This is a genomic window from Cohnella sp. CFH 77786 (assembly GCF_019400745.1).
In the GTDB taxonomy this organism is placed as follows: Bacteria; Bacillota; Bacilli; order Paenibacillales; family Paenibacillaceae; genus Cohnella.
This window is the reverse complement of the sequence record NZ_WJIB01000010.1, coordinates 1-26,192: the sequence shown is the minus strand read 5'-3', so window position 1 is coordinate 26,192 and position 26,192 is coordinate 1. Positions and strand designations below refer to the sequence as shown.

Genomic DNA, 26,192 nt, shown 5'->3' with positions numbered 1-26,192 from the left:
TATAACGGTTGAACCGGGTAGGGGCTGCGCCTTGTCGTCATGCGGGCATGGACACGAACAGAACGGCGCCGGCCTGGGAATGCTGCAGCCGGAGCTCCCCGCCCAGGCGGGAAATCCGCTCGGTTACCGATTTCATCCCGAGTTCTGCCGCTTCCTCCGGAAGCGCGATTCCGTCGCGGATGAGGAGAAAGCGGATCGCGCCGGAGGAAGCCGTGAGCTCGAAGTCGAAACAGCGGGCGGCCCCCCGCTTCACGCCGCTGGCCAAGCCTTCCTGCAGCGCCTGGAACAGGACTCTTTTCTGCAGGAAGGAGAGGGAATCCGGCAGCGGGCCGATCCGGCACTCCACGCTGCAGCCCGACGTCTGTTCCGTTTCGCGGATGAGCGCGCCGATGGCTCCCGGCAAATCGAAATGGCCGGAATCTTCCCGAAGAAGCCGCACCGATTGCCGGATGTCTTCGAGCCCCTGGCGTGCCAGGAACTGCGAAGCTTCCAGTTTCTCCTCCGCTTGCGCCCGGTCGAGCGGAAGCAGCTTTCTGGCGGCTTCGAGCTGGATGATGGCGGCCGACAGCGTATGCCCGACCGTGTCGTGGATGGCGCCCGTGATGCGATGCCGCTCCTCCAGCATTATCGTTTCGGCCATGGCTTCCGCGGACTCCTTCAGCGACGCGGCGAGGCGTTCGTTGGCGATTTCCAATTGCCGGTTGCTGGCCTGGATTTCCTCGATTCTCGACTCGACGAGCTGCTCCAATGACCGGTTGACTTCCGTGAGCTGCCGGTTCATCGCGGTGTAGCGGTACACGATGACACGGATGAGGCAGATGACGAAAGCGAACAGCCCGAGGTAAATCAAGTCTTCCGGAAGATTGTCCAAATAAGTCTGCAAACCGGGCCACCACTCGTACAGGCCCGGAGGGAGCCAGTAACGGACCACGTGCACGAAAGCGACCGCCACGAGCGACGTGAACCCGGCCATGACCCAGATCGACTCCACGTCCCTCCGGTTGCGGTAAGCCTTCCAGATCGTCCAATACGAAATGACGAACATGGACATGAAAACGGGGAGATACAGATACGACGTCCAGAAGGTATAGAAGTACACGTTTAGCGCGCCGGCGGTCGCCATCACCGAGAATCCCAGCACGATCCGGCGAAGCGTCTTCACGATCCTCCGGTTGATATCGGGAAATACTTGCTCGAGCGCGCCGACGACGGCGAAAGTGGCCCACGGCATGGCCGTTTCCTGCAGGGAGCTCACCCGGGGATCGCTCCAGAGGAATTTGATGAATTGATTCCCCACCAAGGAGGCGTAACCTCCCGCGAAAGCGAGCAAAGCGAAATAGAGATACAGCTTGTCCCGGTGGGAAGCGTACAATCCGAGGGAGACGAGGCTGCTGAAAATGAGCAAGGCTCCCAAAATGACGTTGTCGAGGTCTTTGTGGAGACTTCGATTCACGAACGACGCTTTTTCCCCGAATTCGATGGACGGATTTTGCTTGCTGAGCACGCCGTTCCGCAGCAGCAAGTCGACATGGCCGGGGACCGGAAGCGGGAGACGGGCCATGTGCCAATAGAAGCCGCTGTTCACGCGCACGCCCAGGTTGGCCGGATCGTTCTCGTAAACGATTCGACCGTCCGCGACGACGCGGTTGCCGCCCATGTGCAGCATGAACAGGGACGGGTCCTTCCACTCCGAAGGAGGGAGAGGGACGCGAAGCCAATAGTAGGTTTGCGCGACTTCTACCGGGGCGGTATACGGACGCCAGCCATCCGTCGGCGGAGATCGCTCGTTCCAGGATTGGGCGGGCGCCCACTGCCAGGCCGAGGAATCGAGTCGGACCGCGTCCGCATCCCTCTCGAAAGCGGCAAGCGCGCCGCCGGCCGCAAATAGCAGGGTGAGAATAATCGAAAACGTTCGGAGCACGCGAACGTGCCGTTTCAGAAAATTCATCGTCCAGACTCTCTCCCTATACGGTTTCTCGGCGCTGCCCTTCGTCATAGGGAAGCGATAGAAGCAGCACGCATCCGGGATGGCCCGGTTCCACCGACATGACGCCTCCCAGCTGGGCGACCCGCTCCGCCATCGCCTTGAGGCCGAATCCGAAGGACGAAGCCGAGTACGTGTTGCCGTCCGATTCCAACCGGAAAAAAACGATCGGATCCCCGTCGGTCAGAGTGAAGGAGAATCGGGTGCTGCCTCCGTGCCGAAGTCCGTTGGTTATCCCCTCCTGGAGCGCCTGGTACAACACCCTCTTTTGCAGCGTGGTGAGAGATTCCGGAAGAGGATCCATGTGCACCTCGAATCTGGCCTCCGTCGTTTGTTCGGTTTCGCGGATGAGACCGATCATGGCGTCGGCCAGGTCATATCGGGAGAAGTCGTCTTTCAGCAGCCGCACGGATTGGCGGATCTCTTCCAGGCCTCTGCGTATGAGCCCTTGGGAGGCCGTCAGCTTGTCCATCGCCAGGCGCGGATCCCTGTCCAGCAACCGTTTGGCGGCTTCCAACTGAATAATCGTGGCCGTAAGCGCATGTCCGACGGTGTCGTGGATGTTCCCCGTAATCCGGTTCCTCTCTTCGAGCACCATCGTGGAAGCGATCGACTCGGCCGTCTCCCGGGTGGTTTCCGCCAGCCGGTCGCTCGATTCCCGCAGCTGGCGGGTCCTATCTTCCAGCTCGAACGTCCGCGCCCGCACGCTTTCCTCGAGAAATTCCCCGATGTGCTGCAGCCTCCGGTTCATGAGGCCGAACCGGTACAGGATGACGCGAATGAGGCAAATCAGGAACAGGAACAGCCCGACGGTGGCGAGGTCGAACGGAAACCGGCCCAAGGCCGGCACGTATTGCTCCATTCGGACGTATGCGGCGGGGAGATACGTTTTGACAACATGAATGAGCGAGAAGAAAGCCACGATGACGAATCCCGACAGCATCCAGACGGAATCGGGCCCTTGCCGCTCCCGATAGGCGCCGCGCAGCGTACTGAATACGACGGCTGCCGTGGCGAGCAGCAGGAGCAGGAGCGGATAGCTGATCATCCATCCGAACCAAGTCGGTTCGAGAATGACGGCTCCGGCCAGCGTCAAAGCCGAATAGCCGAGAAGGACGGCGCGAAGCCGTGCCGGGAGCCGTGAACCCGCTGCGGGGAACACCTCGTTCATGATGCTGACCAGCGCATACACGCCGACGGGGAAGATCGCGAGATCCAGATAGCCGAGCCAAGGTTGGTTCCAATAAACCTGAAGGAGATCGTTCCGGACGAGCGATGAATAGAAGCCGCAGAACGACAGGAGGCCGAAATAGAGCTGGAGCCTGCTCCTCCGGATGGCGTACAGGCCGAACGCCGTGCAAGCCGTGAAGAGGAAGAGGGCGCTGAGCACGAAGCTGTAGCTGTCCTTGCGGAGCAGCTCGACGTACAAATCCCCCTTGCTGACGGCTTGGATCCATGGAGCCGGCCGGGGAGCGCCGCGATTGTCGAGCAGCAAAAAGACTTCGGTTGGCAGCGGGGTCGGCAGGGGGGCCAGATTCCAATGCGTAAACAAATTGATCCGTTGGCCCCGCCGGCCGGGATCATAGTCGTAGAGCGGACGGTCGCCGTCGAATACCCGAATGGAGACGGCATTGAAGATCCATAGCTGCGGATCGCGCGGGCTGACTGAGGGGAGGGGGATTCGAAGCCAATAGGTTCGGGATTGATTGTGCAGGTTGGTTGCGGATGCGTACGGAATCCAGCCGGCGGCCGGAGGAGAGGTTTCGTCGAACGACGAGGCGGGCGCCCACCGCCACGCCGAGCGGTCAAGCCCCCGTTCCTTGATGCCTTGCCCAACCGAGGAAAGTCCCCAGCCGATCAACGCCAGGATCGATACCAGAAAAGCCGTCGTCCGGATCAAAGGCAGATGGTTGCGCCAACTGCTGCGATACAAAAGCCATTCCTCCCTGGGTAACCAGCAATCCGTTCTTCCATTGTAGCGGGGACGAAGGCGGCATCCCAGTGACTGTTGTCATATGACAGTCATGTCTTTGAGCCAGATGACGGCTTGGGTCCGATCGTTGGTGCCGATTTTATCGTAGATGGTGCTGATGTAATTTTTGACGGTCCCTTCGCTCATGAACAGCAGCTGGGCGATCTCCCGGTTCGTTCGCCCCTCGACCATGAGGGAAATGATGCTCATTTCCCGTTCCGTGAATTTGAGCTCGGAAGTCCGGCTTCTGGCTTTGGGGACATCAGCCTCGGCGGCCGGAGGAGCGGCAGACAGGCGGGCCGCCAGCTTCACCGCTATGGCGGACGGCAGCATGATATCGCCGCGGGCCGCGTCGCGGATGGCCTGCAGCAGCTTGTCCGTCGGGATGTCCTTGAGCAGGAACCCCACCGCTCCGCTGGCCAATGCTTCGATAATGTATTCGTCTTCGTCGAAGGTCGTCAGGACCAATATTTTCGTGCCCGGCATCGTTTTCCTCAGCTGTTTGACGGCCTCGATTCCGTTCATGACCGGCATGCGGATATCCATGAGGACCAAGTCGGGGTGATGCTCACAGGCCAAGCGGCACGCCTCTTCTCCGTTCTCGGCGGTGGCGACGACTTCGATATCCTCCTCCAGCTGAAGGATCGTCTGGAGGCCGTCCCTCATGAGGGTCTGATCGTCGGCGATCAATACGCGGAGCATTCGGTTCTCCCCTTTCCTTCCTCCATTATAAGACATTGGTCCCTTTTTTACATGGCGCTTTCGACGCGATTTGAACAATTTCGTGACTATGCTCCTGACGCATGTCACTGGTCATATGACAGCAGACTCTCGTACGATAGGACTAGGACAGGGGACGCGATGCCGGCCCCGAAGAGGAAAGGAAGTGTCTTCATGATTATCATGAGAACAAGCGAATGCCGTCCGGGAATGAAACTGGGCCGCTCCATCTATACGGAACAAGGACACGTATTGGCGGGCAGAGGTTTCATCTTGACCGAGCATGCCATTTACAAACTGCAGCAAATGGGACTCCCGTTCCTGCACATCGAGGAACAGGGAACGGAAGACATCGCCCCCGACCAGGCGATCCGAGACGAGACGCTGATCGTTCTGCACGGCGCGCTGTCGCATGTGCTGGATGAGCTGTCCGCGGGAGCCAAGAGCGCCATGGCCGGGTCCGTCGTCCGGTTCTGCATGGATGCCGCCAAGCTGCTGGTGGACGACCTGCGCGTCCGGCGCAACCATCTGTGCCTTCCCGTTTATCTTAGCACTACGCTGACGGACGGGGACAAGCAGCATTTTCTCGAGCATGCGTTGAACGTGGGCGTCTGCGTGACCAAGCTCGGGCTCGAAGAGGGACTTGCCGGGGAAGAGCTGCAAGCTCTGGCGATGGGGGCCATGCTTCACGACATCGGCCGGCTCCTGCTTCCAGGCGGGCTTGCCGAAAGGGCGATGAACGGCGATATCGCGGAATACGCGAACCATGCCGAGCTCGGATTCCGCATTCTGAGAGACAGCGGTTTCCCTTCACTGACGTCCCAATGCGCGTTGTTCCATCATGAGCGCGTCGACGGCAGCGGATATCCCTTCGGCCTGCAAGGCAGCCGCATCCACCCGCTGATCCAGTGGGTGAGCATCTTCGACATGTTCGACACGCTGGTTAACGGCCGCGGCGGCGGCGCTCCGATGCTCCCGCACGAAGCGTTGGAGGTGCTTTACGGCGGCGCCGGCACGTTGTACGACATGGGGAAAGTATGCCGGTTGCGAGACAGCATGGCGCTGTTCCCGAGGGGGACGACCGTAAGGCTGAGCTCGGGCGAGATCGGCGTCGTCGCCGGCTTTCACGAAGACAGCAAGCAGCGACCCATCGTGCGGGTCATCCGCAACCCGGAAGGAACCGCGCTGGACCGCCCGTACGAAGTCGATCTGAAGCGCCAGCTCCATCTGATGATCAGCGGATTCGGCACCTCGGGTTCCGAGAACGCCGTCCCGGCGCAAGAGGTCAAGGCAGCGCCGATCCATCGGGGCGGGAGCCGCGTGTTCCACGTGGTGTAAATCCATCATCATCCAGCGAAAAAGTGCTTGACTTTTATCCGGAAAATCACTATTCTATAAAAGTGTCTTGCTGATGTAGCTCAGCTGGTAGAGCAACGCATTCGTAATGCGTAGGTCGGGGGTTCGAATCCCTTCATCAGCACCACTTTACCACAAAAACAACGGCGCGGCATCCGAGCGAATCGGAGCCGCGCCTTTTGCTTTGTCTAGAATTGAATTCGACCGGCAAGCTGCTGTTCCGCGATTTGGACCATTCGGCGGACCATGTTGCCGCCGATCGTGCCCATGTCCCTCGAAGTTTTGTCCCCGTTGTAGGCAGGGTCGAGCGGGATCGTGAGCTGCTGGGCGATTTCGAATTTCAGATGATCCAGAGCGCCGCGTGCCTGTTGGTTCAGGAGCTGGTTGCGTCTTGGCATGGATGTTCACCTCCTCCGGTTACGAAGTAGTATGCTTCCTTGTATCGCCACGTATGTAAAAGCTTTCCGATCGTCGATAAAAAAAGCGCGGTTCCCGAAGATCGGAGCCGCGCATCTGCTTCGTGATTCAAAATTTTCCGGCCAGCTGCTGCTCGGCGATGAGGATCATGCGGCGGACCATGTTTCCGCCGATCGCGCCGGTATCCTTGGTCAGCATGTTCCCGTAATACCCATCCTGGGGGAATTGAATCCCCAGCTCTTGGGCCACTTCATACTTCAGCTGCTCCAGAGCCCGGCTCGCGCCCGGAATGACAAGCTGGTTCCGATTCCGTCTCGGCATCGTAATCACCCCTTCTTTTTTTCCTTATTCTGCATTCCGGGCTCCTTCGCTATGCAAACACTTTCCAGTTCTTTTTTGATGACGGTGGGGGATCACTTAGCTGCCTTCTTTCCGTGCGGGTTCTTCGCGGGCAAGCCAGGCGTCTCTTCGTGGCCGAGAGAAGCCAGGCTTCTCTGGATGGCGGACAAGAAGTCGGCTGCGGCTTCCTGGGGCTCGGTTTCCTCCCGCGGAACCGCTTCAACGGGGATTTGACCCATCCATTTGGAATCGATCAGCCGGATCACCGCTTCGTTGTACACGTTCTTGTACGCGCCCGGCTCGAAGGGCACCGACATCCCCGATACCAAGCTTCCGAACGCTTCGAGCAATGAAGGCGTAATCTCCTGCGTATTGGCGGGGGCGGCAGCCGGGTTCGCGCGAACCTCGTCGGCATAATGAAGCGTGGAGAGCATCATTCCGTCTCTGGAGGCCCAGATGGCGGCCAATTGCTGCACGGAACGGAAGGTCACGTAGCCGATGCCCGTTCGTTTCATTTTGGTTAAACAATAATGCAAAATGTCGAATGCCTGCGCGCCAACCGTTTCGAACCCGACAAAGTAATGCTTTTTCATGTAAAAGGGTTCGATCTCGGACGAACGGACGAAATGCTCGATCCGGAAGGTTTTATCCGCCTTCGGCGCCAGATTTTGCAGCTCTTCCTCTTCGATTTCGAGGAATTTGCCGCCGCCTAATTCATAAGCTTTCCGAATTTCGCCGGTTTCGACAGGCACGTTGCAGGTCTGGCAAAATTTCAGATGAGAAATCGGCTGTCCGCAGGCTTGGTGCTGCTGGCGGAAAACGATCCCTTTGTCTTCCGACGCCGCGTAAAGCTTGGCCGGGAATTGCAATTTGGCGATTTGGATCGTGCCTTTCCAGAAAGCTTGCATCCGTTCGTTCCCCCCGTTCGGATATCGATTATTACCTTTATTTCCAAGGAAACGGGGGGAAATACGGGCGATTCGCTTCATATACAGGACCTTTTAAGCGGCGGTTTTTCTCATGAACCTCGAATCGTTAAATACATACCGGTGCAAAAACCACTCCGCGATGCCCAGAATCGCCGTGATGACGAGGATTTCCCCGAGATTCAGGTTCCAATTCATCCAATAGGCGGCGGCCCACAAATACACGATGGCCAGAACGGCATCGGCGAAGGTGGCGATCGCATTGTTCGTCGAGCGCAAAATCAACTGATCTCCGAGGAAATAGGCGACCACCGTCAAAACCGTAGCCGCCGCGATCCCGGTGAGAAGCGGAATTTCGGCATAATAAAGGAGAAGCAAGGAGACGATCGCTCCGTTGAGCAGCCATTTTACCAGGAATTTCATCCTTTCGATCACCTCGGGGTAAGGGTCCGTTACCGGCTTATTTTCCCCGTTCCGCAGGCAAATCATGCTCCGCATAAACGCTACGCAGAAGGACATCTTAGAAACGGATCAAAATCGTTTAAAAGGTGGGTACAGCATGAACAGACAGATCACAAGCGGTTTAATGGTCGCAAGCGTATCTTTGATGTTGGCCGTTCCGGCCTTTGCGCACGGTACGACGACGGGCATGACGGCGACGACGACGGGCACCGGGACGTATGCCGGTACGGGCACGACGACCGGGACGACGTACACGGGAACGGGTGTCGGCGTGAACGGAATGAACAGACCGTTCGCCAATGACGGGATGGTCACCAACCGGTACGGTACGTACGGTACGACTACGTATACGAACGACGGCATCACGAACCGGTATGGCGTGAACAATTATACGGGTTACAACACGACGGTTACCGATGGCAGATACCGGACCCGGGCGGCGACGACGAATCGCAATTACAACTGGGGATGGCTGGGGCTGCTCGGTCTCATCGGCCTTGCCGGCATGCGCGGCAGAAACCCCGAACGCGACCGCAGGTAAGCCGGCTTCATACGGAGACGGTGAAGGGTTCAAGAGCTCGCCCATGGGGCGGGCTCTTGCGTTGTGCGCTCGGCAAGCTCCGAAAGCCTTCGTGTTTGATCGCCTCTTCCCATAGAATCCGGGAGAAAATCCGCCGCTGGATCTGTTCCAGCCTTCTGCTCGCCAGCGCGGGCGTGACGCCGAACCGCTCGGCCAATGCTTCGACCGCTTCGTCCAGGTGATCGGGCAGCTTCAAGTCCCGGATCATGGAAGCGGGCATCGCGGCATAGAGCACGAAGCGGTTCGCTTCCGCCTCCTGGCTCTCGCAGAACGACTTCGGCATCAGCGTCTGGTTCCCCGCATGGCGGAGAACGTGGCACAGCTCGTGCAGGAACTCCTCCCACTGCTCCCGCCGGCCAAGCCGTTTGTCAACCAGGATGGAGCGCATCCCGAGATATTCGAGGGCCCGGCTGGTTTCGTCCATATAATGGACCCACACGTTCAAGCGCGAGGCGACCTCGTCGATGTTCAGCTGCTGGGCGGAGCGGATTCCGGCTTTGCTCCACAATTGCTCCGTCCATTGCTCGAACGGAGTCGGCCAATAGTATCGGTTCATGAGTTCACTCCGAATCACGGGAATGTATGTTCGCCTATAGGTGGAAAAGAAAAGCCCTGCCGGGCTTTTTTGGTGATTCAGAAAGGATAAAATCTGCCATGCTTATCTGAATCACTTCGATAAAACGTCTATTCGTCCGTAAAGGAACGCGTAGCCGTTTCACTTATATAAATGTTCCTCGGGATGATTTCAGGATTCCCCTTGCCGGTCTCCCGGCTTCCTCCCCTGTTCCTTCTCCCGAATGAATTCCCAGAATCTGCGCATCTCTTCCTTGCGCGCTTCCGGGGCGGCGAGATACTCCTTGAAAAAAACGCCGTGCTCTGGATCGTTGATAAAGGCTTCGAACTCCGCCTGGGAGGACGCGGACGCCGGATCGGCGCGATCCGGGACGGGATCGTCCGTCCTGCCCAGGAGGTAGTCGGCCGTGGTGTTGTAGTATTCGGCGAAACGGCTCAGCATGCCCGGGTCCGGCTTGCGGTCGCCCGACTCGTACCGGGACAGCTGCACGTTGCTGATTCCGAGATCCCGGGCCGTGTCCAGCTGCGTCTTGCCAAGCTTCTCCCTGCGCTCGCGGAGGCGAGAACCTAGTGACATCGTCGATCTTCCTTTTCGGTATCGGATGATTCTATTATAGCAAAGTTGTCGTTGCGGTAAAGATCATGTTTTGCCGTTTTGGAAATTTTATCATTGACTTTGGAAATATCATCCGCTAGGATCATGGTATATTACCGTTATGGTAAAACACTTCGCTCGATGAGGGGATCTTTTTGCGCAGGATGTAGGAGAGTCGTCGAGCGCGTTTACCAAAACGGTAAAAATGTGAGCAAGGGAGTGTGGAGACATGAACTTGAACCGTATTGTCGATCTTGGCCCCGCCAGTTTGGAGAATTATTTGGAAACCCGCCGTTCCCTGCTGCGGATCGCGAGCGATTTAACCGTGAAAATTTCGGCGATGGAGCCGGTCCGCACGATGGAGGACATGAATCGGCTGTTGGCATTGGAACAAGACCGCAAATGGATCATGGAGATGATCGCGAGCTGCTCCTATATCATCGAATGGCTGGAAACGGGGAGAATGCCGGGAAACCGAAGGGGCATTGAGAGAAGGGCCGGTTACCAGAGGGAGGTCTTGACGGACCCGTCCCGGATGCAGGCGATGCAGGCAGCCGCGCGGCAGACGGAGAGTATCCCCTCCGATCAGGAGGAATTCCGCGAACGGCTGGAGCGCGTGCTTGGCGTCCTGACGGAGAGGGAGCGGGACTGTTACGTGCTTGCGCACGGCGAGTGCTTCACGTTCGCCGAAATCGCCGGACTGCTGGGCATCAGCAAATCGAGCGTAGGTACGTACATGACCCGTGCGCAGAGGAAGATTTTGTTGGCGGTCGAGGGAGAGTGCCGGGTTGGATGAGGTTTGTCATACGATTGCCACCTAGGGATGCAAGGCCAGTTTGGAAGCGGGGAGGTGAGAGGATGAGAGAAGCGATTCGGCAGCGGTTGCGCGAGGCGATCCCGGCGCTGAACGGACAAGCGTTCGAGATGCACGAGGACGTATCGGCGGCGCAAACGCCGTATGTGGTCATCGTTCAGGGACCGGACGCCGTCGAGAACGCCTGGTCGGGGATCCGGAGAACGTACGAAATTTGGCCCTATTCGCAGGCGGGGGCCGGGTTCGGACAAGTGGACGGGCTGGTCGGCGCGATCGTCCAAGCGTTGGACGGGCAATCGTTGTCGGATGCGGTGACGGGAGAAACGTTCGTGTGCCGCTACCGGGGGACGGTGGACGGCGACAGGCTGGACGAGGCGAAAACGGCCATTACGAGGGGAATCCGCTTCGCGATTTGGGGGATTCCGGACCATTCGGCCGCGGAAACGTTGCCGGCCGACGTCTGGTTGACCGCGCTGGGACGCTGGTCCGAAGCTTGGCTGGGCGGCGGGTGGCGCGTTCATCTGGGCGTCTGGCCGCCGAATTTGGCGAGGCCTGCGGTGTTGTGGAGAATCCAAGCCGCGGAAACGCGGGAGCTCGGTTCGGCCGCGTACGAGATGCGGAAGCGAATCGTCGGGCATTTTCTCGGACCGACCGCGAACGGGGAGGCGGCCGCCGTATTCGAAGCGGCGGGACGGCTGCAAGCCGGAACGAAGATCGCGCTCGATTCCGTAGGGCGGATTTATTTGAAGGTTGCGGAAATCCAGGCGAACCTGGAAGCCGACGGCTTGACCGCCGGGCAAGTGGAGGTCGCGTTGTCCCGGAGGATGAGCCGGACGGCGGGGGCGGCCCCGCTGATGAGGAAAGTGGGCATTCACGGCATTCATACTTAAGATCATGGGGTGAGCTTACGATGGCAGGGAAGAAAACGGGAGCCGGCGGGGAGAAATACACCCGGGAAGAGCTGGCGACCTACGCGGAGGCGCTGTTCGGCGTGAAGCCGGAAGCGCTCGCCGGGGCGCTGCACGGCGTAAGGGAAACGGAATTGACCTTGGACGAAGCCCGCGGCTTCGTGTCTACATTCATGAAACGGAAGGTGATGTAACATGGCGGGAGGAACTTGGAGTCAGACGGACAAACCGGTGTTGCCCGGTTTCTATATGGCATTTCAAGCGGCGGCGGCCGCGGCGGTCCAGCCGGGATCGAGGGGCGTTATTGCGGTTCCGGTGAAAGCGCATTGGGGCCCCGTCAAGCAGTTCGTCGAAGTGACGGACGAAGCGGGCGCGGCGAATGCGTTCACGCGGGACGGCACGGATGGAGCGACAGCTTATGCGGCTTTGCGGCTGGCGCTGCTGGGCGGCGCCCGCAAAGTGCTGGCGTATCGGCTGGCGGACGGCAACGCGGCGGCTTCGTCCGCAACGCTTCAAGATACCGGCGCTACGCCCGCGAACGTACTCAAGGTGACAGCCTTGTACCCGGGTGCTCGCGGTAACGCATTCCGGCTCACCGTGCAGTCGAACCCGGTGGACGCGACGAAGAAAGACCTGCGCCTGCACGAAGGCACGACGCTCCTTCGGACGTTTACGTTCGCCGGCGGGTCGATCCAGAACGCGGTCGACGCGGTGAACGCCGACTCCGGCAACGTGTGGATCCGGGCGGAGAAGCTGGCCGACGGGAACGGAGCTTTGGCGAACGTCACGGGCGTCTCGATGGCGGGGGGCGATTCCGGTGTGGCCGGACTGGCCAATTCCGACTACGTCGACGCGTTCGCGGCGTTCGAGACGCAGCAGTTCGACGCTTTCGCGCTGGACGGAGTGTCGGACGCATCGCTGCAGGCCAGCCTCGTGGCATGGATCGCGCGTATCCGCGGAGAAGGCAAGGGCGTCATCGCCGTTCTGGGCGGGTCCGCGGCGGATGACGCGGCGACGGACGCGGTGGCGAAGGCCGTTGCCCGCAGCGCGGGTTTCAACCACGAAGGCATCGTGAGCTTGGGGACGGGAGCGCGTCTGGGCGGCGAGAGCTACAGCTCCGCGCAATTGTCCGCGTACGCAGCCGGATTGATCGCCGGACAAGCCTTGAACGCTTCCGCTACCTATGCGGCTACGCCGTTCGAAGACGTAACCCGGCGCTGGACGCGCGCCGAGCAGGAACAAGCGGTCCGCGGGGGCGTGTTCCTGCTCGTCCATGACGGGCGGCAGGTGAAGGCGCTGCGGGGCATCAACAGCCTGCAGGCTCCGCGCGCCGGACAGAACAACGCCTGGAAGAAAATCCGCACGGTCCGCGTCATGGACAGCATCAACGCCGACCTTCAGCGGACCGCGGAAGAGAGCTATATCGGCAAAGTGAACAACACCGAGGAAGGCCGCCTGGCGCTGATCGGTGCCTGCAAGCAGTATCTGCAGACGCTGGCCCAAGCGGGCGTGATCGAAGCCGACGGCTACGACGTCTTCGTCGATCCGGACCAGACGCCGGAGCCGGACCAGGTATTCCTGAAATGGGAAGCCCGGCTCACGGATGTCATGGAACAAATTTTCAGCACCTTCGTGGTGCGATAAGGACAAGGGGGAGGAGCGGACATGATGGATCCGACCAGAGCGATTCTCGGCACGTACGGGCAAGTATTCATCGACGGGGTTTGGCAGACGAACATCAACAAACTCGAGGCGTCGGTCGAGGTGGAGAAGCGGGAGCTGAAGCTCTCGGGCAAGGAATGGACGACGCACAAGCTCGGCGCGAAGAAAGGCACCGGCACGATGAGCGGGTACAAGGTGACCAGCGACATGATTTCGAGAGGGTTCGCCAAATTCGAGATCATCAACAAGCTGTCCGACCCGGAGGCGTACGGCTTCGAGCGCATCCGGCTCATGAACTGCGTGGCGGATAAGATCCAGCTCGCCAACTGGACGGCGGGAGAAGAAGTCGCGGAGGAGACGGCTTTCACTTTCGAAGGCTACGAGCTGCTGGATCCGATCGTGGCCGGTTGACGGCCGACGGGCGGTTGACGGCAGTCTGCTAATAGCAGAACGCAGAAGGCAGAAGGTTCACGGCAAACGGCTGTTGGCTGAGTCTCACGGCTAAAGAGAAGCGAAGGAGGAGGAAATAAGCGTGGATATGGAGCAATTGACGGAAGAACAAATTTTGCAGCGGCTGCTCGATGCCGACGCTGTGCCGGATCGCACGGTGCGGCTGGAGCGGCTGAACATCCCGGTCCGCCTGCGCGGCCTGACGGGCAAGCAGGTGTTCAGCATCCGCGAGCGTTCCACGGAACGGAAGGAACGGCGCGGACAAACGACGGAGCGGCTCGACGAGGAGCTGTTCAACGTGTCGCTCATCGCGGCTTCGACGGTCAGCCCCAACTGGGGGGATCCGAAGCTGCTGGCGAAATACGGAGCGAGCGGGCCGGAGGAAGCGATCAAACGGCTGCTGCTTGCGGGCGAGTTGTCGGCGCTCGGCGACGTCGTGCTTGACCTGTCCGGCTTCAACACGGAGCTGGAAGACGTAAAAAACTGATCCGATCCGGGGCGCTCGCCGGCATGCTGCATGCCGTCTGGGTCCGCCATCACCTGCGCCCCGGAGAGTTCTGGCTGCTCCCTCGCGGGGAGCAGCTTTTCCTGATGGCGAGCATGGAGCTCGAGTGGGAAGCCGAACGGGCGCAAGCCGGGTTGAAGGGAGGTTGAGGAGATGGCGGGAGAGGTTGCTGAGCTGTCGATCGATTCGAGCGGATTGGTCCAGACACAGATGGGACTTCAAGCGTTGGAACGGTATATGATGCAACTTGAGAAACGGAGCAAGTTGTTCAACCGAATGCGCATCAGCCCCGTGGTTCAGTTGATGGCGAATCAAATGGTCGCTTCGTTAGACCTAATGAAGTCTCGTTTGGTCGAAATGACGTCAAAAGTTTGGCCGGTGGAAACCGAACCATCGGCTGTCCAGCAATCTTTCACGGCTAAGGGAGCGGAAGCCGGAGCGGCATTCACAGAAGCTTTTCTTACGGCTTTTGATACGGACAAGATCGCGAAAAAAGCGAAAGATTCGCTAGAGGCGATTACTGTGAATGTGAATGTTAATGGTGGCGATTCTGGCGATGGGATCAACTGGGGAGAAAAGTTTGTTGATTTAGGGTCAAACATTATTAGTGGAACCATCTCAGGTATAGCAGCGAATCTCGTAACCGATAGGTTAATAAAACGCAAAGGATCTAATACCTCGAGTTCTCATCCAACTGGTGGTTCGACTGGTAGCGGGAGCGCTGTAGCTGAAAGAAGGAGTATCCTTTCTGGATCGCAAAATAAACCTCAATCATTAGTCGATGCAGATGGAAATCCGCTTTCCTCAAAAACTTCAGCACCAGATGTCGGAAAGAAAGGCAACAAGATACTAAATGCTGGAAAGAAGTTGTTAGCTAGCATCTTCGGATCTAACAATCCGACAATGGGCTATTTACCTACACGAGGGTTAAAATCAGATTCAGCTGCTTCAGCGCTGAAGAGGTCAAACCAATATTCGAAATTGGCAAGTGGAGCGCCATATCTAGGGTCTGCTTCCTCTCTGGCAGGCAAAGCTTTCCGTCCTTTATCAGTCATTTCAGATATTGCAAACATAGCTACCGCCAAGCCCGGAAAAGAACGGAATCGGGCCATCGGAAGCGCGCTTGGAGGCTGGGGTGGTGCAGCAGCCGGGGCGGCGATCGGTACTGCGATACTGCCTGGGGTAGGTACTTTGATCGGCGGCGCGATTGGAGGTCTGGCCGGAAGCTCCGTTGGGGAGTTCGTCGGCGAAAAGCTCGGCAAGGCAAGCGACAAACTGAAGAGTTTCCTTGGTTTCGGCCGCAAGAAGAAAAAGAAAGAGGAAGTCGTCCCGCCGCCGACGCCACCGTCGATCATGCCTCTTCCCACGGCTACGGCGCAAGCTGCCCTACCTGGTGCCGCACCACTTTCTAGACAGCTACCCGGGTCGCAACACGTGACCGCTGCCGGCGCGGTGTCCATCAACGTGAATCTGCCGACCGGCGCCGTTCAGCTGACCGTGGAGGACAAGCTGAACTATGATGAAATTTCCGCCCTCATCGGAAGCAAAATCGCGGCTTCCATTCAACAAGCGATGGAGAACAGAGCCTGATTCCATACCGCGCGTACCCGCGAAGAAAGAGGGTGATCCAAGTTGGACATTTCGCTGCGTTACCCGTCGGGAGAAGCGTTCGTTTTTCCCGTGAATCCGGAGGAAATCACGATCCGGCGGGACAAGCAATTCGAGACGGTGAATCTGTTATCCGTAGGGGAAGTCGACGTCCCGCAGCGGGAGAAGGTGAGGGAGATCGCCTTCTCTTCTTTTTTTCCCAAGGTGCATGACGAGAGTTATTGCATGTGTGGCGGCAATCATCCGGATCCGCAAGAAGCCATGAACCGATTAACGGCGTTAATGAACAGCCGGGAACCCGTGCAGCTCATCGTTTCCGAGACGGCAGTCAATGTACTGGTCACGCTCTCCTCGCACAGTTCCACCTTCAAAGGCGGGGAACCGGGGGACGTTTATTTTGACGTTACGTTCCGGACCTATCGGGAGATGAGAGCCAAGCCAGCCGGTAAAAAAGGGACGAACACGCGCTCCGACCCTAAGCCGGTACCCAAAGTATATACGGTTAAATCGGGCGATACCCTTTGGGCGATCGCGAAGCTCCAGCTCGGGGACAGCGGCAAGTGGAAGTCGATTTACGACCGGAACAAAGCCGTCATCGGACCGAATCCGAGCCTCATCAAACCCGGGCAAAAGCTGGTGATGCCGTGAGCTGCGAAGTCATTTTGGGAGACAAATTCGATATCAGCGATTTCGTGGAAGAGATCTCGTTGGAAGAGTCCCTGGAGGAGATCGCGTACCGCGCGAACCTTCGATTGCTGGTCACGGAACGGCTTCCGGCCATTGCTCCGGGACAAAGCATCCGCATTTCGGGTACGCCCTACGGCGGGACGGGCACGGCAGCGCTGCTTCACCCCGGCATCGTCTGGGAATGCCAGAGTGACAATAGCGGGAGTAAGCATCTCAGCGTTACCGTGTATGACAGAAGCATCTATCTGGCCAAATCGGAGGACGAAAAGCTGATGCCCGCGGGCCAGACAGCCTCTCAGCGGCTGCGCGTTTATGCGAAGGAATGGGGTATCCCCGTCGGGAGCGTGGCGGATACCTCGATTAAGCTGTCCCGTAACATCAAACGCGCCCAGTCCATCATGTCCATGATTTTGGAGGATTTGAAGGAGACGGTGGACAAAGGCGGGGACATGTTTCGGGCGCGGATGACCCCGGCCGGCCTCGGATTGGTGAAGCTGGGGAGCAACGCAACGGTCTGGGGATTGGAAATGGTGGAGCAGGTCGCGCAGACGAGGACGCTGGAGGGGGCCGTGACGCAGGTTAAAGTTTTGGGAGCTGCCTCCGACGAAAAGAAGCTGTCCAACGTTCTGGCGGTGGAAAAGAAGGATACGGCGAAATACGGAACGCTGCAGAAAATCGTTCAGGATTGCGCCATCCAAACGCCCGGAGAAGCGAAAGCCGCCGCGCGCAAGCTTCTTCTCGGCCTGCAGGAGACGTTCTCGGTCACCGCTCCGGACATCAACGCCATTCGGGCGGGGGATCGCGTCATTTTGAATCAAATGCCCTTAATCGTTAAGCATGTGAATCATCGGCTGGGGGAACCCGGGCATATGGAGCTGGAGCTTGCGGCCGAGGACAAGGTGAGGAGGGATTATTTTGGCTGATCCTTTCAAAAAGCTGGCTGCGACGTTGGAAACGAGGCTGAGCGGCATGGCGGCCAAAGCGGTATCCGGCCTGCCGTCGGAGCTCGGCACGATTACCGGGTCGGGGCTGAAGCTCGATTCGTTCAAATACGAAATCCCGGATTACCTCGTGGCGGACTGGACGGCGAAGCTTCATTTTCCGGCGTTTTCCCTGGTCGGGACGATGACGTCTCCTGTTGACGGGGAGGGCGTTCCCCAAGGAGGGGCGGTGCCCGGGCCGAGAACGCGGTTCGATTTCGAGGAGGCGGAGGTCGAAGACGTGCGGTTGAACTGGCAGTCCGGTTTGAAGGCGGGGGACCGGGTGCTGGCCGTACCCGTCAATGGCGGCAGGGATGCCGTAGTACTGTGCAAGGTGGTGGGCTCGGGTGGCTAATTTGTTTCCGGAAACGACGGGGTCTGTGGAGTCGGAGGATCAGGCGGCGGCTGCCGGCAGTTCGGTAACGTTCGGCCGCAGCTGGCGGTTTGATTACGAGGCGGGGGAATTCGTGTTGACGCCTACGGGGAAAATTGCCGTCGCCGAGGACACGGAGGCCTGGCTGGAATGGTGCCGTAAAGCTTTGCAGACCGAGCGGTACCGCTATTTGATCTATTCCCGCGACCACGGCCAGGAGTTCGACGGGTTGATCGGCAGCGGGTTGTCGCGCTCCGCGTTGGAAAGCGAGATCCGCCGGATTACGACCGAGACGCTGATGAACGATCCGCGGACGGCAGGGGTGGAGGGGTTCGTTTTCCGCTGGGAGGCGGATCAATGCTACTTCTCGTGCACGATAACGAACGTCCGGGATGAAGCCGGAGTTATTACAGGAAGCGTGGTGAACGGATAACATGTCGCTGCCGGATTATTTGAATGGTTTGACGGAAGACATCATCCGACTGCGGATGCTGGAGCGCGTGCCCTCCGACGTGGACAAAGCGGAGGGTTCTTTTATTTGGGATTCGCTCTCTCCCGTTGCTTTCGAACTCTATGGGGCCTCTCTTTGGGCGCAGGAAGTGCTGCGGAGGGGGTTCGCGTCGACGACGTTCGGGGAGTATTTGGATCTCCGGTGCGAGGAGCGCGGGGTGGCGAGGCGGCCAGCGGTCAAAGCGACGGGGCAGGCGAGGGTGACGGGTGCCGCGGGGACGGTGGTTCCGGCGGGGACACGGCTCGCGACGCCCGCGGATGCCGTGACGGCTTCGCCCTCGATCGAGTTCGAAACGATGGAAAATGGCATGGTGGGTGAGCTTGGGAGCGTGATCGTACCGATTACGGCGGTGGATGCCGGTTCGAGTGGGAATGTCCCTGCGGGCTCCATCAATGTGCTGGTCGATGCCGTTGCAGGTGTGACGGGTGTGACGAATTCGTCGGATACGGTAGGTGGAGCGGAAGCCGAGAGCGATGAGTCGCTGCTCGCGAGGTATCTGGTGAAGGTCCGTCAACCGGGCACGAGCGGCAACAAAGCGGACTATCTCCAGTGGGCGCTTGAGGTGCCGGGAGTCGGCGGCGCTCTCGTCCAGCCGCTGTGGAACGGCCCCGGAACCGTGAAGGTCTACGTGGTGGATACGGAGAAGCGCGCTCCGGGCGCGGCGGTCGTGGACGCGGTACAGGCTTATATTTCGCCTAGTCCGGGTTTAGGGGAAGGCAAGGCGCCGATCGGCGCGACAGTTACCGTGGCTGCTGCCGTAGAGGTGCCGATCAATATCAGCGTGAAGCTCACATTGGCAAGCGGGGCGAATTTGAGCGATGTGCGAGGGGCGATTGAGTCCGGCGTGAGGGCCTATCTGAAGCAGTTGGCTTTCGCCGAACCTGTCGTTCGCTACAGCCGGATCGCCGCGATCTTGCTCGACCTTCCGTCGATCGTCGATTATTCGAACCTGACGGTCAATGGCGGCGAAAACAACGTCGAAATGCAGGTCGGCCAAGTCGCAGTTCTTGGGACGGTGAGCGTGAATGGCTGAGGTTTTGTTGGCGAGGGGAATCGGTTCGAGTATGACAGAGTTGGCGATGGCCGGCGAGCAAGTTTCGGGGATGTCCGAGCTAGCGTTGGCCAGTGAGCACGGCCAGAGGATGATGGGCAACCTCCCCGGCTACTACTCGACGTCACGGATCATGAACTCGGTGATGTACGCGCAAGGGATGGAGCTGGACATGCTCCGGCAGGCTTTAGATGAGACGTTGGCGCAATATTTTGTCTCGACCGCCACCTGGGGGCTCGATGTTTGGGAGCGGGAACTCGGCATCGCCATTGATCCGGCGAAGCCGGTGGAGCAGCGGCGAAGCGTTGTCCTATCGAAAATTCGCGGTATCGGGACTGTCACGGTAAGTCTCATCAAATCGGTGGCCGAAGCCTATGATGGCGGCACGGTTGATGTCGCTTATAAACCGGGGGAATATCGATTTACGATCAAGTTTATCGATACTTTGGGCGTGCCCCCGAATTTGGATGACTTGAAGCGAGCGGTCGAAGAGATCAAGCCTGCTCATTTATCGGTGAACTACGAGTATAAGTACTTGGTAATCAATCAAGTACAGGCCATGACGATAAACGAAATTCAGTCACACAAATTGACTGATTTCGCGCCGTTTATTCCTGTTTAAGGAGGGCTTTCAATGTCCACGACAACGCCGAACCTGGGTCTTTTTAAGAGGGACCCGGCAACGGAAGGAAACGAGTATTTTAATATTCAGCAGCAAATAAATGACCCGCTCGACGTGATTGATTCAAAAGTTGGGGGTGAACTTGTTGCTAAGGCTCCGAATACCATTTCTCTGACTCCAGGCGTGCAGATCATCACGGGATCCCGAAAATCCCGCGTCCGTAACGTGAAAATGACGGGGCGGACGTTGGTTAACTTGTTGGGGCGTAACGGGAATTGCGAATCAACGACGCCGTGGTTGCTTGCGAATGCAACGGTATCGCTTGATACAGTTAACTTTGTACTCGGTACGAACGGTATCAAGATTACAACGACCGGAACAAACGGAAACACGAGTTTGCCCGTATACATGACGCAAAACTCATACTACTTACTCGTTGGTTACGTTAAACACGGAACCGGTACGAGTACGCAAATTAACATTGGCGGCAATATTTCCGCGAACGCCGTGACAGGGACAACGGCGTTTACGCTTTCATATAAGGCGGGTCAATGGACGGCGGCGTCTGGAAACGCACTTCTTAACGTGGTTGTTAGCGGACCTTCCGGTAGCATCGGCTACGTTGACGGTCTGCGCGTTTATGAGATTACTGCGTCTGAAAGTGCGAATATTAACGGCATGACTACCGCCAATGCTCTAACGTATATCTCTACAAATTACCCTTACGTTGACGACATGAAGCATGTCAACGCGGTCTATGTGCGGAATCCGGGGAAGAATCTTTTGCCGCCGTATTCGGAGTGGACGAGGATTCACGCGAATGCGGTAATCCTTGATTCGTACAAGTTGACGCATACCAAGACATCCGGTTCAGCCGAGTCATCTACCCCTCCAAGTATTCCGGCTGTCCCAAGTACAACATATTCTATCAATCCAGGCGGTGCGCGTATGCGTGTATATGAGTCCGCCGATGGTTCGTCGTTTGCGATGATAAAGGATGTTACGGTACAGGATACATTTACCACAAGCGCGACAACCAAGTTTATATTAGTTGAAGCCTTTCTTCTTTCTACTGACGCCGGAACGTTCACGTGGAATCAGCCTATGCTGAACATCGGTTCCACGGCCATTACATTCGAACCGCAACAATCGTCCTATCTGTATCTGCCGGACGCACAGATACGGTCGAATGTTGACGGAAGCGTTGCGGACAAGCTGGAACTTGACGGAGAGGGCAAACCGTATGCGACGAGACGGTTCCGGGAAATGACGCTGGATGGAAGTCTGAATTGGGCTTTATCCGCAGATTTTACTGGATTTAAGCGCGTTAATTGGGGTGATGCAATCCCCAACTATACGTCCGCATCGGGCAAGATTACAGTAACGAAATTCGATGGGAAAATACTTGCTATCGGACCAACAAACACATCCGCAGACTGTGCAAGTGATGGTGCTGCGTCTACGTTGTATATCACTATCGCCGACACAGACAGCGGTTGGGGCGAATCGTATACACCGACAGCCGCAGAGATTCAGGCGTATTTCTACGGCTGGTTTATGATGGATTTGAGTACTGGTTTACCGTACAACGGTACAGGCACTAAGGGTTGGTGCGAACAACTAGCAAGAGGAATTACAAGTGGGACAAACACGACTACTTTGCCTACACAAATGTCCACGTATGGAGGCTATAAACCCTACCGCCTCATGTACCAATTCGCCCAAAGCGTCACGGAATACGTCTCATATGAAGGCGAATTGTTTGTCCACGACGGCCCGAATAAGATTGAAGTTGGTACGGGCGTTGTGGTTCGGGAAACGGCGAAACCTAAATCAGATGGTGCATTTTATCTAATCTCAATTGATGGTAGCAAATATGCTCATGGTGCCGGTTCTGAAACCAAGTATAGAACCTTGGATTTTCTTGGGGTTTATCGGAATCAAACAGCGGACAAGGGATGGACGAAAATATTCGCTTCGAATGCTTACGGTAAAGTGTATCTCCGTTACCCCGTAAGTACATTCGACCAAACAGCCGCTTATTCCGTTACCTATCTCGCTCTCGACACCTACGCGCTTGGCATCGCTCCTCAGTCCGTAACCGCCGAATACGCGCCTAACATCAAGGAAACGGTGGACAGTTTGGCGCGGGGGCTGACGGAAGCGCGGACGGAGATTTCCGTTTTGCGGAATGTAAAGGCCGGGAAGCAACAGCCCCAATGGATTGCGCCGTTGTTGCTTAATGGGTGGGTTGCATATGCTTTATCATATCCAACAGCCCAATATTTCAAAGATGAACTTGGCATAGTTCATTTGAGGGGTCTTATTAAATCTGGAACAGTTAGCCCCGGTACTATTCTTTTTTATCTTCCGAAAGGGTATAGACCTTCGTTGAACTTAGCGTTTGGAGCGCTAAATTATGACGGATCAACTATTAAATCTATCGAACTTGCAATTAGTACAAGCGGCGCGGTCTCGTTATCAATAAACTCGGGCAATGTTTATCTTTCGTTCGAGGGCATCACATTCTTAGCAGAACAATAAGGAGGGTTGAACCGTGAAAGAAGCACTCAAAGTAGACTTGACCGGCAACGTCGTAGACGTCGAACTGGTCGCGGACGACGCCCCTGACATTACGGAAAGGTACGAACCGGACCCGGAAAACTCGGAAGAATTGATTCTTGTAGGGTATCTCGTCGCCAAGAAACCACCCGAGGAAGTACAAATTTACAAGCACAAGTGGGACTTCGAAGCGGAGGAGTGGACCGAAGCATTGACTCCGGAGGAGATCGACGCGATCAAAAACACGCCAACACCGAAGTCCCCGATCGAGATCCGCGCCGACCAGCTAGACGTTCGGACGCTCGGGATGCAGGACGTCCAGGACTTCACGCTGCAACAGATCACGACGATCGAGGAACGCACCCAGGGGATGAAGGGCATTGACGATTACACGCTAGAGCTTGTACTTGTACTCCAAGAGACCGTAAATTCCCAAGTCGCGACGATCGAACAACAGGCAGCGGCAATCGCGGACTTAACCGCCAGAATAACAACGCTGGAAGGAGGTGTCTAAGATGTACCCGTACAACGACCCTATCTGGAACGAGAACGATCAAGGGTATTGGTTCAAAATGTGCCGTACGTACAAATACCCCGTCAGTAAAGTGCGCGAACCATTTCGCTATTTGATCGAAAAGAATCAAGACACATTATGGAAAGCCCAGTACGAACAATACTTGGATGAAACGACCCCACAGCCTACATTGTATTTTTACGAATAGAGACCCTTATTTGCTATTTTTATTACAAACCACAGGTCCCCTCGGGACCTTCTTAATTGGAGGTGACCCCCTTGCCCACCAGCGAAGAAGCACGCGTGCTCTCGGAGATCCGGGAGCGCGTCGTTCGTTTGGAGACGAAAATCGATGCGATGACGGACGTGCGGGAAACGGCGGAGACGGCGAGAGAGGCGGCACTGCAGGCGGCGCAAGCGGCGAAGTCGGCGCATCACCGGATCGACGAAATCGCCGATAACCAGCGGTGGCTTTGGCGCACGGTGGTGGGGGCGATCCTCGCCGCCGCGGTGGCCATACTCGCCAACCTCAGAGGAGGATGATCCGAATGGACGATCTCAACCGGCTGACCGAACAGGTCGCGCTTCTTGCCCCAATCGTCGCTGCATATGTTGGAATTGCCAAAGAGTTTCAGGTCCCCAGCCGTTACAACCATCTGCTCAGCCTGGCGGTCGCAACCGTGTTCGTGTTGGTCCCTGCCTCCACCCAGCAGACGTTGACGACGATTTCGGTTATCGGTCTGACGGCGTCCGGACTCTACCATTTCACCAAAAAACGAAACCATAACACATAAAATTTTCCAGCCGACACCTTGAGCGAAGAAGGAACATCGAATATAAAGGAGACATGTAGTGAAGCCAAGGAAAGCGAGTGATGTCCGATGGCTGAAGGAATCGATTGCGCCACGCCCTTGAACGCCAAGTCGGCGAAAGCTCTCGCCGATGCCGGATACCGGTTTGCCGCGCGTTACCTGGTCCCGTCCTCCTACGCTTGGAAGAGGTTGACCCGATCCGAGGCGGAGGCGATCACGGAGGCCGGCATGCAGATCATCTCGGTCTACGAGACGACGGCCAACCGTCCTGCCGGGGGTTCTCCGTCCGGGCAAGTCGACGGCGCATCCGCTCTTCGGGAAGCGAAAGCGATTGGCCAACCGGAAGGGACGGCGATCTATTTCGCCGTGGACTACGACGCGGGGCCGAGCGATTACGACGAGATCGAAGCGTATCTTCGAACGGCGGCGGCGCAGATCCCCGGTTACAATGCCGGCGTGTACGGCTCGTATGCCGTCGTGGAGGAAATGGCCAAGCGAAGGGCGTGCGCGCATTTCTGGCAGACGTACGCCTGGAGCCGAGGCAAGAAAAGCGATAAAGCCAACGTGTACCAATACCGGAACGACGTCCGGGTCGCCGGGGTCGCGGTGGATTTGAACAAGTCTTACGGCAACGAAGGCTGGTGGAGTTTGAAGGATGATGAGGAGGTTCCGCAAATGAGCAAGGACGACGCGATCAAAATCATCCGTTTCCTGCAAGCGGCATGGAATGCGGCGACGACGCAGGACGACAAGGACGAGTTCCACCGATTGGCGAACGAAATCCGGAAAGCGGCTGGCATGCCTTTGGAATGAAGAGGGCGATTCCCGCGAGGCAGTCCTTTTATCACCGCTCACTTTCGCTATTAATCGACCATCACCCTCTACTTGGCCTTCTAGGTCAGGTGGAGGGTGATCTTCTTCTGTAAGGTCTTCCTTTTTACAATCGGAACGAGCCGGTTTCATTTAACTTCGTCTTGGTCATTCTCGTCTAATGTTCGATTGAATCTTTTGGGTTACACCTGGAGACGAGGTGGCTTGCAGAATGAAAAGCAGAAGCGCCATTCTGGCCATAACAGCTGTCATGGTAGTGTTATCGGGGTGCCGTGTGAACGATAAAGAGCGTGCTGAACCGTCTCAATCAGCAACGGAGCTGTCGCGGCGAGTTCCCAAACAACAAATTCCGAAGGGTTGGAAACGGGCCCGACCGAGTCACCAAGCGAAGAGCCGGCAAACGAGAGAGAGGAAACTTTTTTTCTAAACGACAAAATCGGATGGAAAGCCTCGTATCAATTTTACGGAATGTTTCACGAGGACATGATTTTGTATAAATCGGCCGATGGAGGACGGACATGGACGGTAATTGCCAGCTCGGACAAGGCGGGGAGTTCCTTGCCGGGCGGCGTGAAATCGGGGATCGTCTTTACCAGTGAGTTGAGGGGCTGGATGACGACGAACGCCCCGTGGGAAGGAAAGATCGGATTGTTTACGACCACGGACGGCGGATATACTTGGAAAGAAACGCGGTTAAGCGTACCTATGGAATTTCGAGAAGCGCAACTGTATGTATTCCCGCCACTATTCATTTCAGCGGATAAGGGCTTTCTCGTCACGCGACCGGAGTCAAATAAATCGCTTATTTACATCACTCAGGATGGAGGCAAGGATTGGACGCCGATCGCCGATGAGCGGGAAGGGAAACTTGATGGTATCTCGTGGTCTCTATCTGAAGATGGCGTCTACACCATTGCTCAATATAAAACTTGGACCCTGGATACAGCAGGATCAGGGACATGGAGCCGTGCATAGTCAATAACCGCGCACTCTAACACGACGACGCTGGGAGTGACGGCACGATCGCAATCTTTCGCATCCTGCAAATTCTCATAACACATCAAGAGAAGTATTTTAGCGGGAAAACCTCCCACTTTTTTCGCAATATCCATCGGCAAACTAAATTACAGGGAAAAGCTCCCACTAATTTTGGCGTTTTTGCCGAAATGGGCGCGATTGACGCTAATTAGTGGGCACCTTTCTTACTAATCATCAAAATATGGCGTTTTTTTCAAAATTAGTAGGAGCTTTCGGCTAGGCCCCTTAATTCTGGAGTCTGCCCCACAAAAATTACATCGTTCGCAGGATAGGTATGTTTTTCTAGCGATTACAGCGCCCTGTAAAACGCAGATCGGTCTTCAAGTTCCATTGCCCACAT

31 protein-coding genes and 1 tRNA gene are annotated in these 26,192 nt (G+C 57.1%); 23 read left to right on the top strand and 9 right to left on the bottom strand.

Features of this window, described 5'->3' with window-relative positions:
* Positions 1 to 37: 37 nt before the first annotated feature.
* From GE107_RS15605 to GE107_RS15595, 3 genes are all read right to left on the bottom strand, one after another.
* Positions 38 to 1,948: a sensor histidine kinase gene (locus tag GE107_RS15605; RefSeq protein WP_219640913.1), complete on the bottom strand. Its 1,911-nt coding sequence runs from the start codon at positions 1,946 to 1,948 to the stop codon at positions 38 to 40.
* Between the two features lie 16 nt (positions 1,949 to 1,964).
* Positions 1,965 to 3,917 carry a sensor histidine kinase gene (locus GE107_RS15600; RefSeq protein ID WP_219640912.1) on the bottom strand — a complete coding sequence of 651 codons (1,953 nt, stop codon included), beginning with the start codon at positions 3,915 to 3,917 and terminating at the stop codon, positions 1,965 to 1,967.
* Positions 3,918 to 3,995: 78 nt separating this feature from the next.
* Positions 3,996 to 4,658, bottom strand: a complete 663-nt coding sequence (locus tag GE107_RS15595) for a response regulator transcription factor (protein ID WP_219640911.1) — start codon at positions 4,656 to 4,658, stop codon at positions 3,996 to 3,998.
* A 192-nt stretch (positions 4,659 to 4,850) separates the two neighbouring features.
* Between GE107_RS15595 and GE107_RS15590 the strand changes: the two genes are divergently transcribed.
* On the top strand, positions 4,851 to 6,014 hold the full coding sequence (locus tag GE107_RS15590) for an HD-GYP domain-containing protein (RefSeq protein ID WP_219640910.1): 1,164 nt from the start codon (positions 4,851 to 4,853) through the stop codon (positions 6,012 to 6,014).
* Positions 6,015 to 6,083: 69 nt separating this feature from the next.
* Positions 6,084 to 6,159, top strand: a tRNA-Thr gene (locus GE107_RS15585).
* A gap of 61 nt (positions 6,160 to 6,220) precedes the next feature.
* Here the strand turns inward: GE107_RS15585 and GE107_RS15580 are convergent.
* The 4 genes from GE107_RS15580 to GE107_RS15565 all read right to left on the bottom strand — a co-directional run bounded on the left by GE107_RS15580 (position 6,221) and on the right by GE107_RS15565 (position 8,137).
* Positions 6,221 to 6,430 (bottom strand): alpha/beta-type small acid-soluble spore protein, encoded by a 210-nt coding sequence (locus GE107_RS15580; RefSeq protein WP_219640909.1) that lies wholly within the window; start codon positions 6,428 to 6,430, stop codon positions 6,221 to 6,223.
* A gap of 127 nt (positions 6,431 to 6,557) precedes the next feature.
* Positions 6,558 to 6,770: an alpha/beta-type small acid-soluble spore protein gene (locus tag GE107_RS15575; protein ID WP_219640908.1), complete on the bottom strand. Its 213-nt coding sequence runs from the start codon at positions 6,768 to 6,770 to the stop codon at positions 6,558 to 6,560.
* A gap of 92 nt (positions 6,771 to 6,862) precedes the next feature.
* Positions 6,863 to 7,696: a non-homologous end joining protein Ku gene (gene ku / locus GE107_RS15570; protein WP_219640907.1), complete on the bottom strand. Its 834-nt coding sequence runs from the start codon at positions 7,694 to 7,696 to the stop codon at positions 6,863 to 6,865.
* 93 nt (positions 7,697 to 7,789) lie between these two features.
* Positions 7,790 to 8,137: a DUF2512 family protein gene (locus GE107_RS15565; protein ID WP_219640906.1), complete on the bottom strand. Its 348-nt coding sequence runs from the start codon at positions 8,135 to 8,137 to the stop codon at positions 7,790 to 7,792.
* 136 nt (positions 8,138 to 8,273) lie between these two features.
* On the opposite strand from GE107_RS15565, the gene GE107_RS26620 reads away from it, so the two are divergent.
* On the top strand, positions 8,274 to 8,717 hold the full coding sequence (locus GE107_RS26620; protein WP_255570522.1) for a WGxxGxxG family protein: 444 nt from the start codon (positions 8,274 to 8,276) through the stop codon (positions 8,715 to 8,717).
* A 7-nt stretch (positions 8,718 to 8,724) separates the two neighbouring features.
* On the opposite strand, the gene GE107_RS15555 is transcribed toward GE107_RS26620, so the two are convergent.
* Both GE107_RS15555 and GE107_RS15550 read right to left on the bottom strand, forming a co-directional pair.
* On the bottom strand, positions 8,725 to 9,312 hold the full coding sequence (locus GE107_RS15555; RefSeq protein WP_219640905.1) for an ImmA/IrrE family metallo-endopeptidase: 588 nt from the start codon (positions 9,310 to 9,312) through the stop codon (positions 8,725 to 8,727).
* Between the two features lie 189 nt (positions 9,313 to 9,501).
* Complete coding sequence (locus GE107_RS15550; RefSeq protein ID WP_219640904.1) at positions 9,502 to 9,906, bottom strand: helix-turn-helix domain-containing protein; 405 nt, start codon at positions 9,904 to 9,906, stop codon at positions 9,502 to 9,504.
* A gap of 247 nt (positions 9,907 to 10,153) precedes the next feature.
* On the opposite strand from GE107_RS15550, the gene GE107_RS15545 reads away from it, so the two are divergent.
* The 20 genes from GE107_RS15545 to GE107_RS15450 all read left to right on the top strand — a co-directional run bounded on the left by GE107_RS15545 (position 10,154) and on the right by GE107_RS15450 (position 25,789).
* Entirely contained in the window at positions 10,154 to 10,720 is a 567-nt protein-coding gene (locus GE107_RS15545) for a sigma factor-like helix-turn-helix DNA-binding protein (RefSeq protein WP_255570521.1), read from the top strand.
* A 62-nt stretch (positions 10,721 to 10,782) separates the two neighbouring features.
* Entirely contained in the window at positions 10,783 to 11,628 is an 846-nt protein-coding gene (locus GE107_RS15540) for a hypothetical protein (RefSeq protein WP_219640903.1), read from the top strand.
* A gap of 20 nt (positions 11,629 to 11,648) precedes the next feature.
* A complete protein-coding gene (locus tag GE107_RS15535) occupies positions 11,649 to 11,840 on the top strand; it encodes a YqzN/YkzM domain-containing protein (RefSeq protein ID WP_219640902.1) in 192 nt (63 codons plus the stop codon).
* Between the two features lies 1 nt (position 11,841).
* The gene (locus GE107_RS15530; protein ID WP_219640901.1) at positions 11,842 to 13,290 is read left to right on the top strand and encodes a phage tail sheath family protein; all 1,449 of its coding nucleotides are present in this window, start codon (positions 11,842 to 11,844) and stop codon (positions 13,288 to 13,290) included.
* A 21-nt stretch (positions 13,291 to 13,311) separates the two neighbouring features.
* Positions 13,312 to 13,719, top strand: coding sequence for a phage tail tube protein (locus tag GE107_RS15525; protein WP_219640900.1), 408 nt, complete (start codon positions 13,312 to 13,314; stop codon positions 13,717 to 13,719).
* 127 nt (positions 13,720 to 13,846) lie between these two features.
* The gene (locus GE107_RS15520; protein ID WP_255570539.1) at positions 13,847 to 14,245 is read left to right on the top strand and encodes a phage tail assembly chaperone; all 399 of its coding nucleotides are present in this window, start codon (positions 13,847 to 13,849) and stop codon (positions 14,243 to 14,245) included.
* Positions 14,246 to 14,268: 23 nt separating this feature from the next.
* Positions 14,269 to 14,412, top strand: a complete 144-nt coding sequence (locus GE107_RS15515) for a hypothetical protein (RefSeq protein ID WP_219640899.1) — start codon at positions 14,269 to 14,271, stop codon at positions 14,410 to 14,412.
* Between the two features lie 4 nt (positions 14,413 to 14,416).
* Positions 14,417 to 15,853 carry a glycine zipper domain-containing protein gene (locus GE107_RS15510; RefSeq protein ID WP_219640898.1) on the top strand — a complete coding sequence of 479 codons (1,437 nt, stop codon included), beginning with the start codon at positions 14,417 to 14,419 and terminating at the stop codon, positions 15,851 to 15,853.
* Positions 15,854 to 15,895: 42 nt separating this feature from the next.
* On the top strand, positions 15,896 to 16,519 hold the full coding sequence (locus tag GE107_RS15505) for a LysM peptidoglycan-binding domain-containing protein (protein WP_219640897.1): 624 nt from the start codon (positions 15,896 to 15,898) through the stop codon (positions 16,517 to 16,519).
* Positions 16,516 to 17,481, top strand: a complete 966-nt coding sequence (locus GE107_RS15500; RefSeq protein WP_219640896.1) for an XkdQ/YqbQ family protein — start codon at positions 16,516 to 16,518, stop codon at positions 17,479 to 17,481. The genes GE107_RS15505 and GE107_RS15500 overlap by 4 nt, the downstream gene beginning before the upstream one ends.
* Positions 17,474 to 17,893, top strand: a complete 420-nt coding sequence (locus GE107_RS15495; RefSeq protein ID WP_219640895.1) for a hypothetical protein — start codon at positions 17,474 to 17,476, stop codon at positions 17,891 to 17,893. The genes GE107_RS15500 and GE107_RS15495 overlap by 8 nt, the downstream gene beginning before the upstream one ends.
* Positions 17,886 to 18,344 (top strand): DUF2634 domain-containing protein, encoded by a 459-nt coding sequence (locus GE107_RS15490; RefSeq protein ID WP_219640894.1) that lies wholly within the window; start codon positions 17,886 to 17,888, stop codon positions 18,342 to 18,344. Before GE107_RS15495 ends, GE107_RS15490 begins: the two co-directional genes overlap by 8 nt.
* A 1-nt stretch (position 18,345) precedes the next feature.
* Positions 18,346 to 19,455 (top strand): baseplate J/gp47 family protein, encoded by a 1,110-nt coding sequence (locus GE107_RS15485; protein WP_219640893.1) that lies wholly within the window; start codon positions 18,346 to 18,348, stop codon positions 19,453 to 19,455.
* 31 nt (positions 19,456 to 19,486) lie between these two features.
* A complete protein-coding gene (locus tag GE107_RS15480; protein WP_255570520.1) occupies positions 19,487 to 20,095 on the top strand; it encodes a YmfQ family protein in 609 nt (202 codons plus the stop codon).
* Positions 20,096 to 20,107: 12 nt separating this feature from the next.
* A complete protein-coding gene (locus GE107_RS15475; RefSeq protein WP_219640892.1) occupies positions 20,108 to 22,639 on the top strand; it encodes a hypothetical protein in 2,532 nt (843 codons plus the stop codon).
* Between the two features lie 13 nt (positions 22,640 to 22,652).
* A complete protein-coding gene (locus GE107_RS15470) occupies positions 22,653 to 23,171 on the top strand; it encodes a hypothetical protein (RefSeq protein ID WP_219640891.1) in 519 nt (172 codons plus the stop codon).
* Between the two features lie 279 nt (positions 23,172 to 23,450).
* A complete protein-coding gene (locus GE107_RS15465; protein ID WP_255570519.1) occupies positions 23,451 to 23,714 on the top strand; it encodes a hemolysin XhlA family protein in 264 nt (87 codons plus the stop codon).
* Positions 23,715 to 23,719: 5 nt separating this feature from the next.
* A complete protein-coding gene (locus GE107_RS15460; protein WP_219640890.1) occupies positions 23,720 to 23,965 on the top strand; it encodes a hypothetical protein in 246 nt (81 codons plus the stop codon).
* An 87-nt stretch (positions 23,966 to 24,052) separates the two neighbouring features.
* Positions 24,053 to 24,796 (top strand): DUF1906 domain-containing protein, encoded by a 744-nt coding sequence (locus GE107_RS15455; protein WP_219640889.1) that lies wholly within the window; start codon positions 24,053 to 24,055, stop codon positions 24,794 to 24,796.
* Between the two features lie 507 nt (positions 24,797 to 25,303).
* Complete coding sequence (locus GE107_RS15450) at positions 25,304 to 25,789, top strand: WD40/YVTN/BNR-like repeat-containing protein (protein WP_219640888.1); 486 nt, start codon at positions 25,304 to 25,306, stop codon at positions 25,787 to 25,789.
* The last annotated feature ends 403 nt before the right edge of the window (positions 25,790 to 26,192 follow it).

Bases quoted from the DNA above. Each gene is read 5' to 3' on its own strand.
- GE107_RS15460 (WP_219640890.1), top strand. From the start codon at position 23,720: ATGGACGATCTCAACCGGCTGACCGAACAGGTCGCGCTTCTTGCCCCA.
- GE107_RS15480 (WP_255570520.1), top strand. From the start codon at position 19,487: ATGACAGAGTTGGCGATGGCCGGCGAGCAAGTTTCGGGGATGTCCGAG.
- GE107_RS15530 (WP_219640901.1), top strand. From the start codon at position 11,842: ATGGCGGGAGGAACTTGGAGTCAGACGGACAAACCGGTGTTGCCCGGT.
- GE107_RS15580 (WP_219640909.1), bottom strand. From the start codon at position 6,430: ATGCCAAGACGCAACCAGCTCCTGAACCAACAGGCACGCGGCGCTCTG.
- GE107_RS26620 (WP_255570522.1), top strand. From the start codon at position 8,274: ATGAACAGACAGATCACAAGCGGTTTAATGGTCGCAAGCGTATCTTTG.
- GE107_RS15525 (WP_219640900.1), top strand. From the start codon at position 13,312: ATGATGGATCCGACCAGAGCGATTCTCGGCACGTACGGGCAAGTATTC.
- GE107_RS15550 (WP_219640904.1), bottom strand. From the start codon at position 9,906: ATGTCACTAGGTTCTCGCCTCCGCGAGCGCAGGGAGAAGCTTGGCAAG.
- GE107_RS15515 (WP_219640899.1), top strand. From the start codon at position 14,269: ATGCTGCATGCCGTCTGGGTCCGCCATCACCTGCGCCCCGGAGAGTTC.
- GE107_RS15595 (WP_219640911.1), bottom strand. From the start codon at position 4,658: ATGCTCCGCGTATTGATCGCCGACGATCAGACCCTCATGAGGGACGGC.
- GE107_RS15540 (WP_219640903.1), top strand. From the start codon at position 10,783: ATGAGAGAAGCGATTCGGCAGCGGTTGCGCGAGGCGATCCCGGCGCTG.
- GE107_RS15605 (WP_219640913.1), bottom strand. From the start codon at position 1,948: ATGAATTTTCTGAAACGGCACGTTCGCGTGCTCCGAACGTTTTCGATT.
- GE107_RS15590 (WP_219640910.1), top strand. From the start codon at position 4,851: ATGATTATCATGAGAACAAGCGAATGCCGTCCGGGAATGAAACTGGGC.
- GE107_RS15475 (WP_219640892.1), top strand. From the start codon at position 20,108: ATGTCCACGACAACGCCGAACCTGGGTCTTTTTAAGAGGGACCCGGCA.
- GE107_RS15455 (WP_219640889.1), top strand. From the start codon at position 24,053: ATGGCTGAAGGAATCGATTGCGCCACGCCCTTGAACGCCAAGTCGGCG.
- GE107_RS15575 (WP_219640908.1), bottom strand. From the start codon at position 6,770: ATGCCGAGACGGAATCGGAACCAGCTTGTCATTCCGGGCGCGAGCCGG.
- GE107_RS15545 (WP_255570521.1), top strand. From the start codon at position 10,154: ATGAACTTGAACCGTATTGTCGATCTTGGCCCCGCCAGTTTGGAGAAT.
- GE107_RS15565 (WP_219640906.1), bottom strand. From the start codon at position 8,137: ATGAAATTCCTGGTAAAATGGCTGCTCAACGGAGCGATCGTCTCCTTG.
- GE107_RS15535 (WP_219640902.1), top strand. From the start codon at position 11,649: ATGGCAGGGAAGAAAACGGGAGCCGGCGGGGAGAAATACACCCGGGAA.
- GE107_RS15485 (WP_219640893.1), top strand. From the start codon at position 18,346: ATGTCGCTGCCGGATTATTTGAATGGTTTGACGGAAGACATCATCCGA.
- GE107_RS15520 (WP_255570539.1), top strand. From the start codon at position 13,847: ATGGAGCAATTGACGGAAGAACAAATTTTGCAGCGGCTGCTCGATGCC.
- GE107_RS15510 (WP_219640898.1), top strand. From the start codon at position 14,417: ATGGCGGGAGAGGTTGCTGAGCTGTCGATCGATTCGAGCGGATTGGTC.
- ku (WP_219640907.1), bottom strand. From the start codon at position 7,696: ATGCAAGCTTTCTGGAAAGGCACGATCCAAATCGCCAAATTGCAATTC.
- GE107_RS15555 (WP_219640905.1), bottom strand. From the start codon at position 9,312: ATGAACCGATACTATTGGCCGACTCCGTTCGAGCAATGGACGGAGCAA.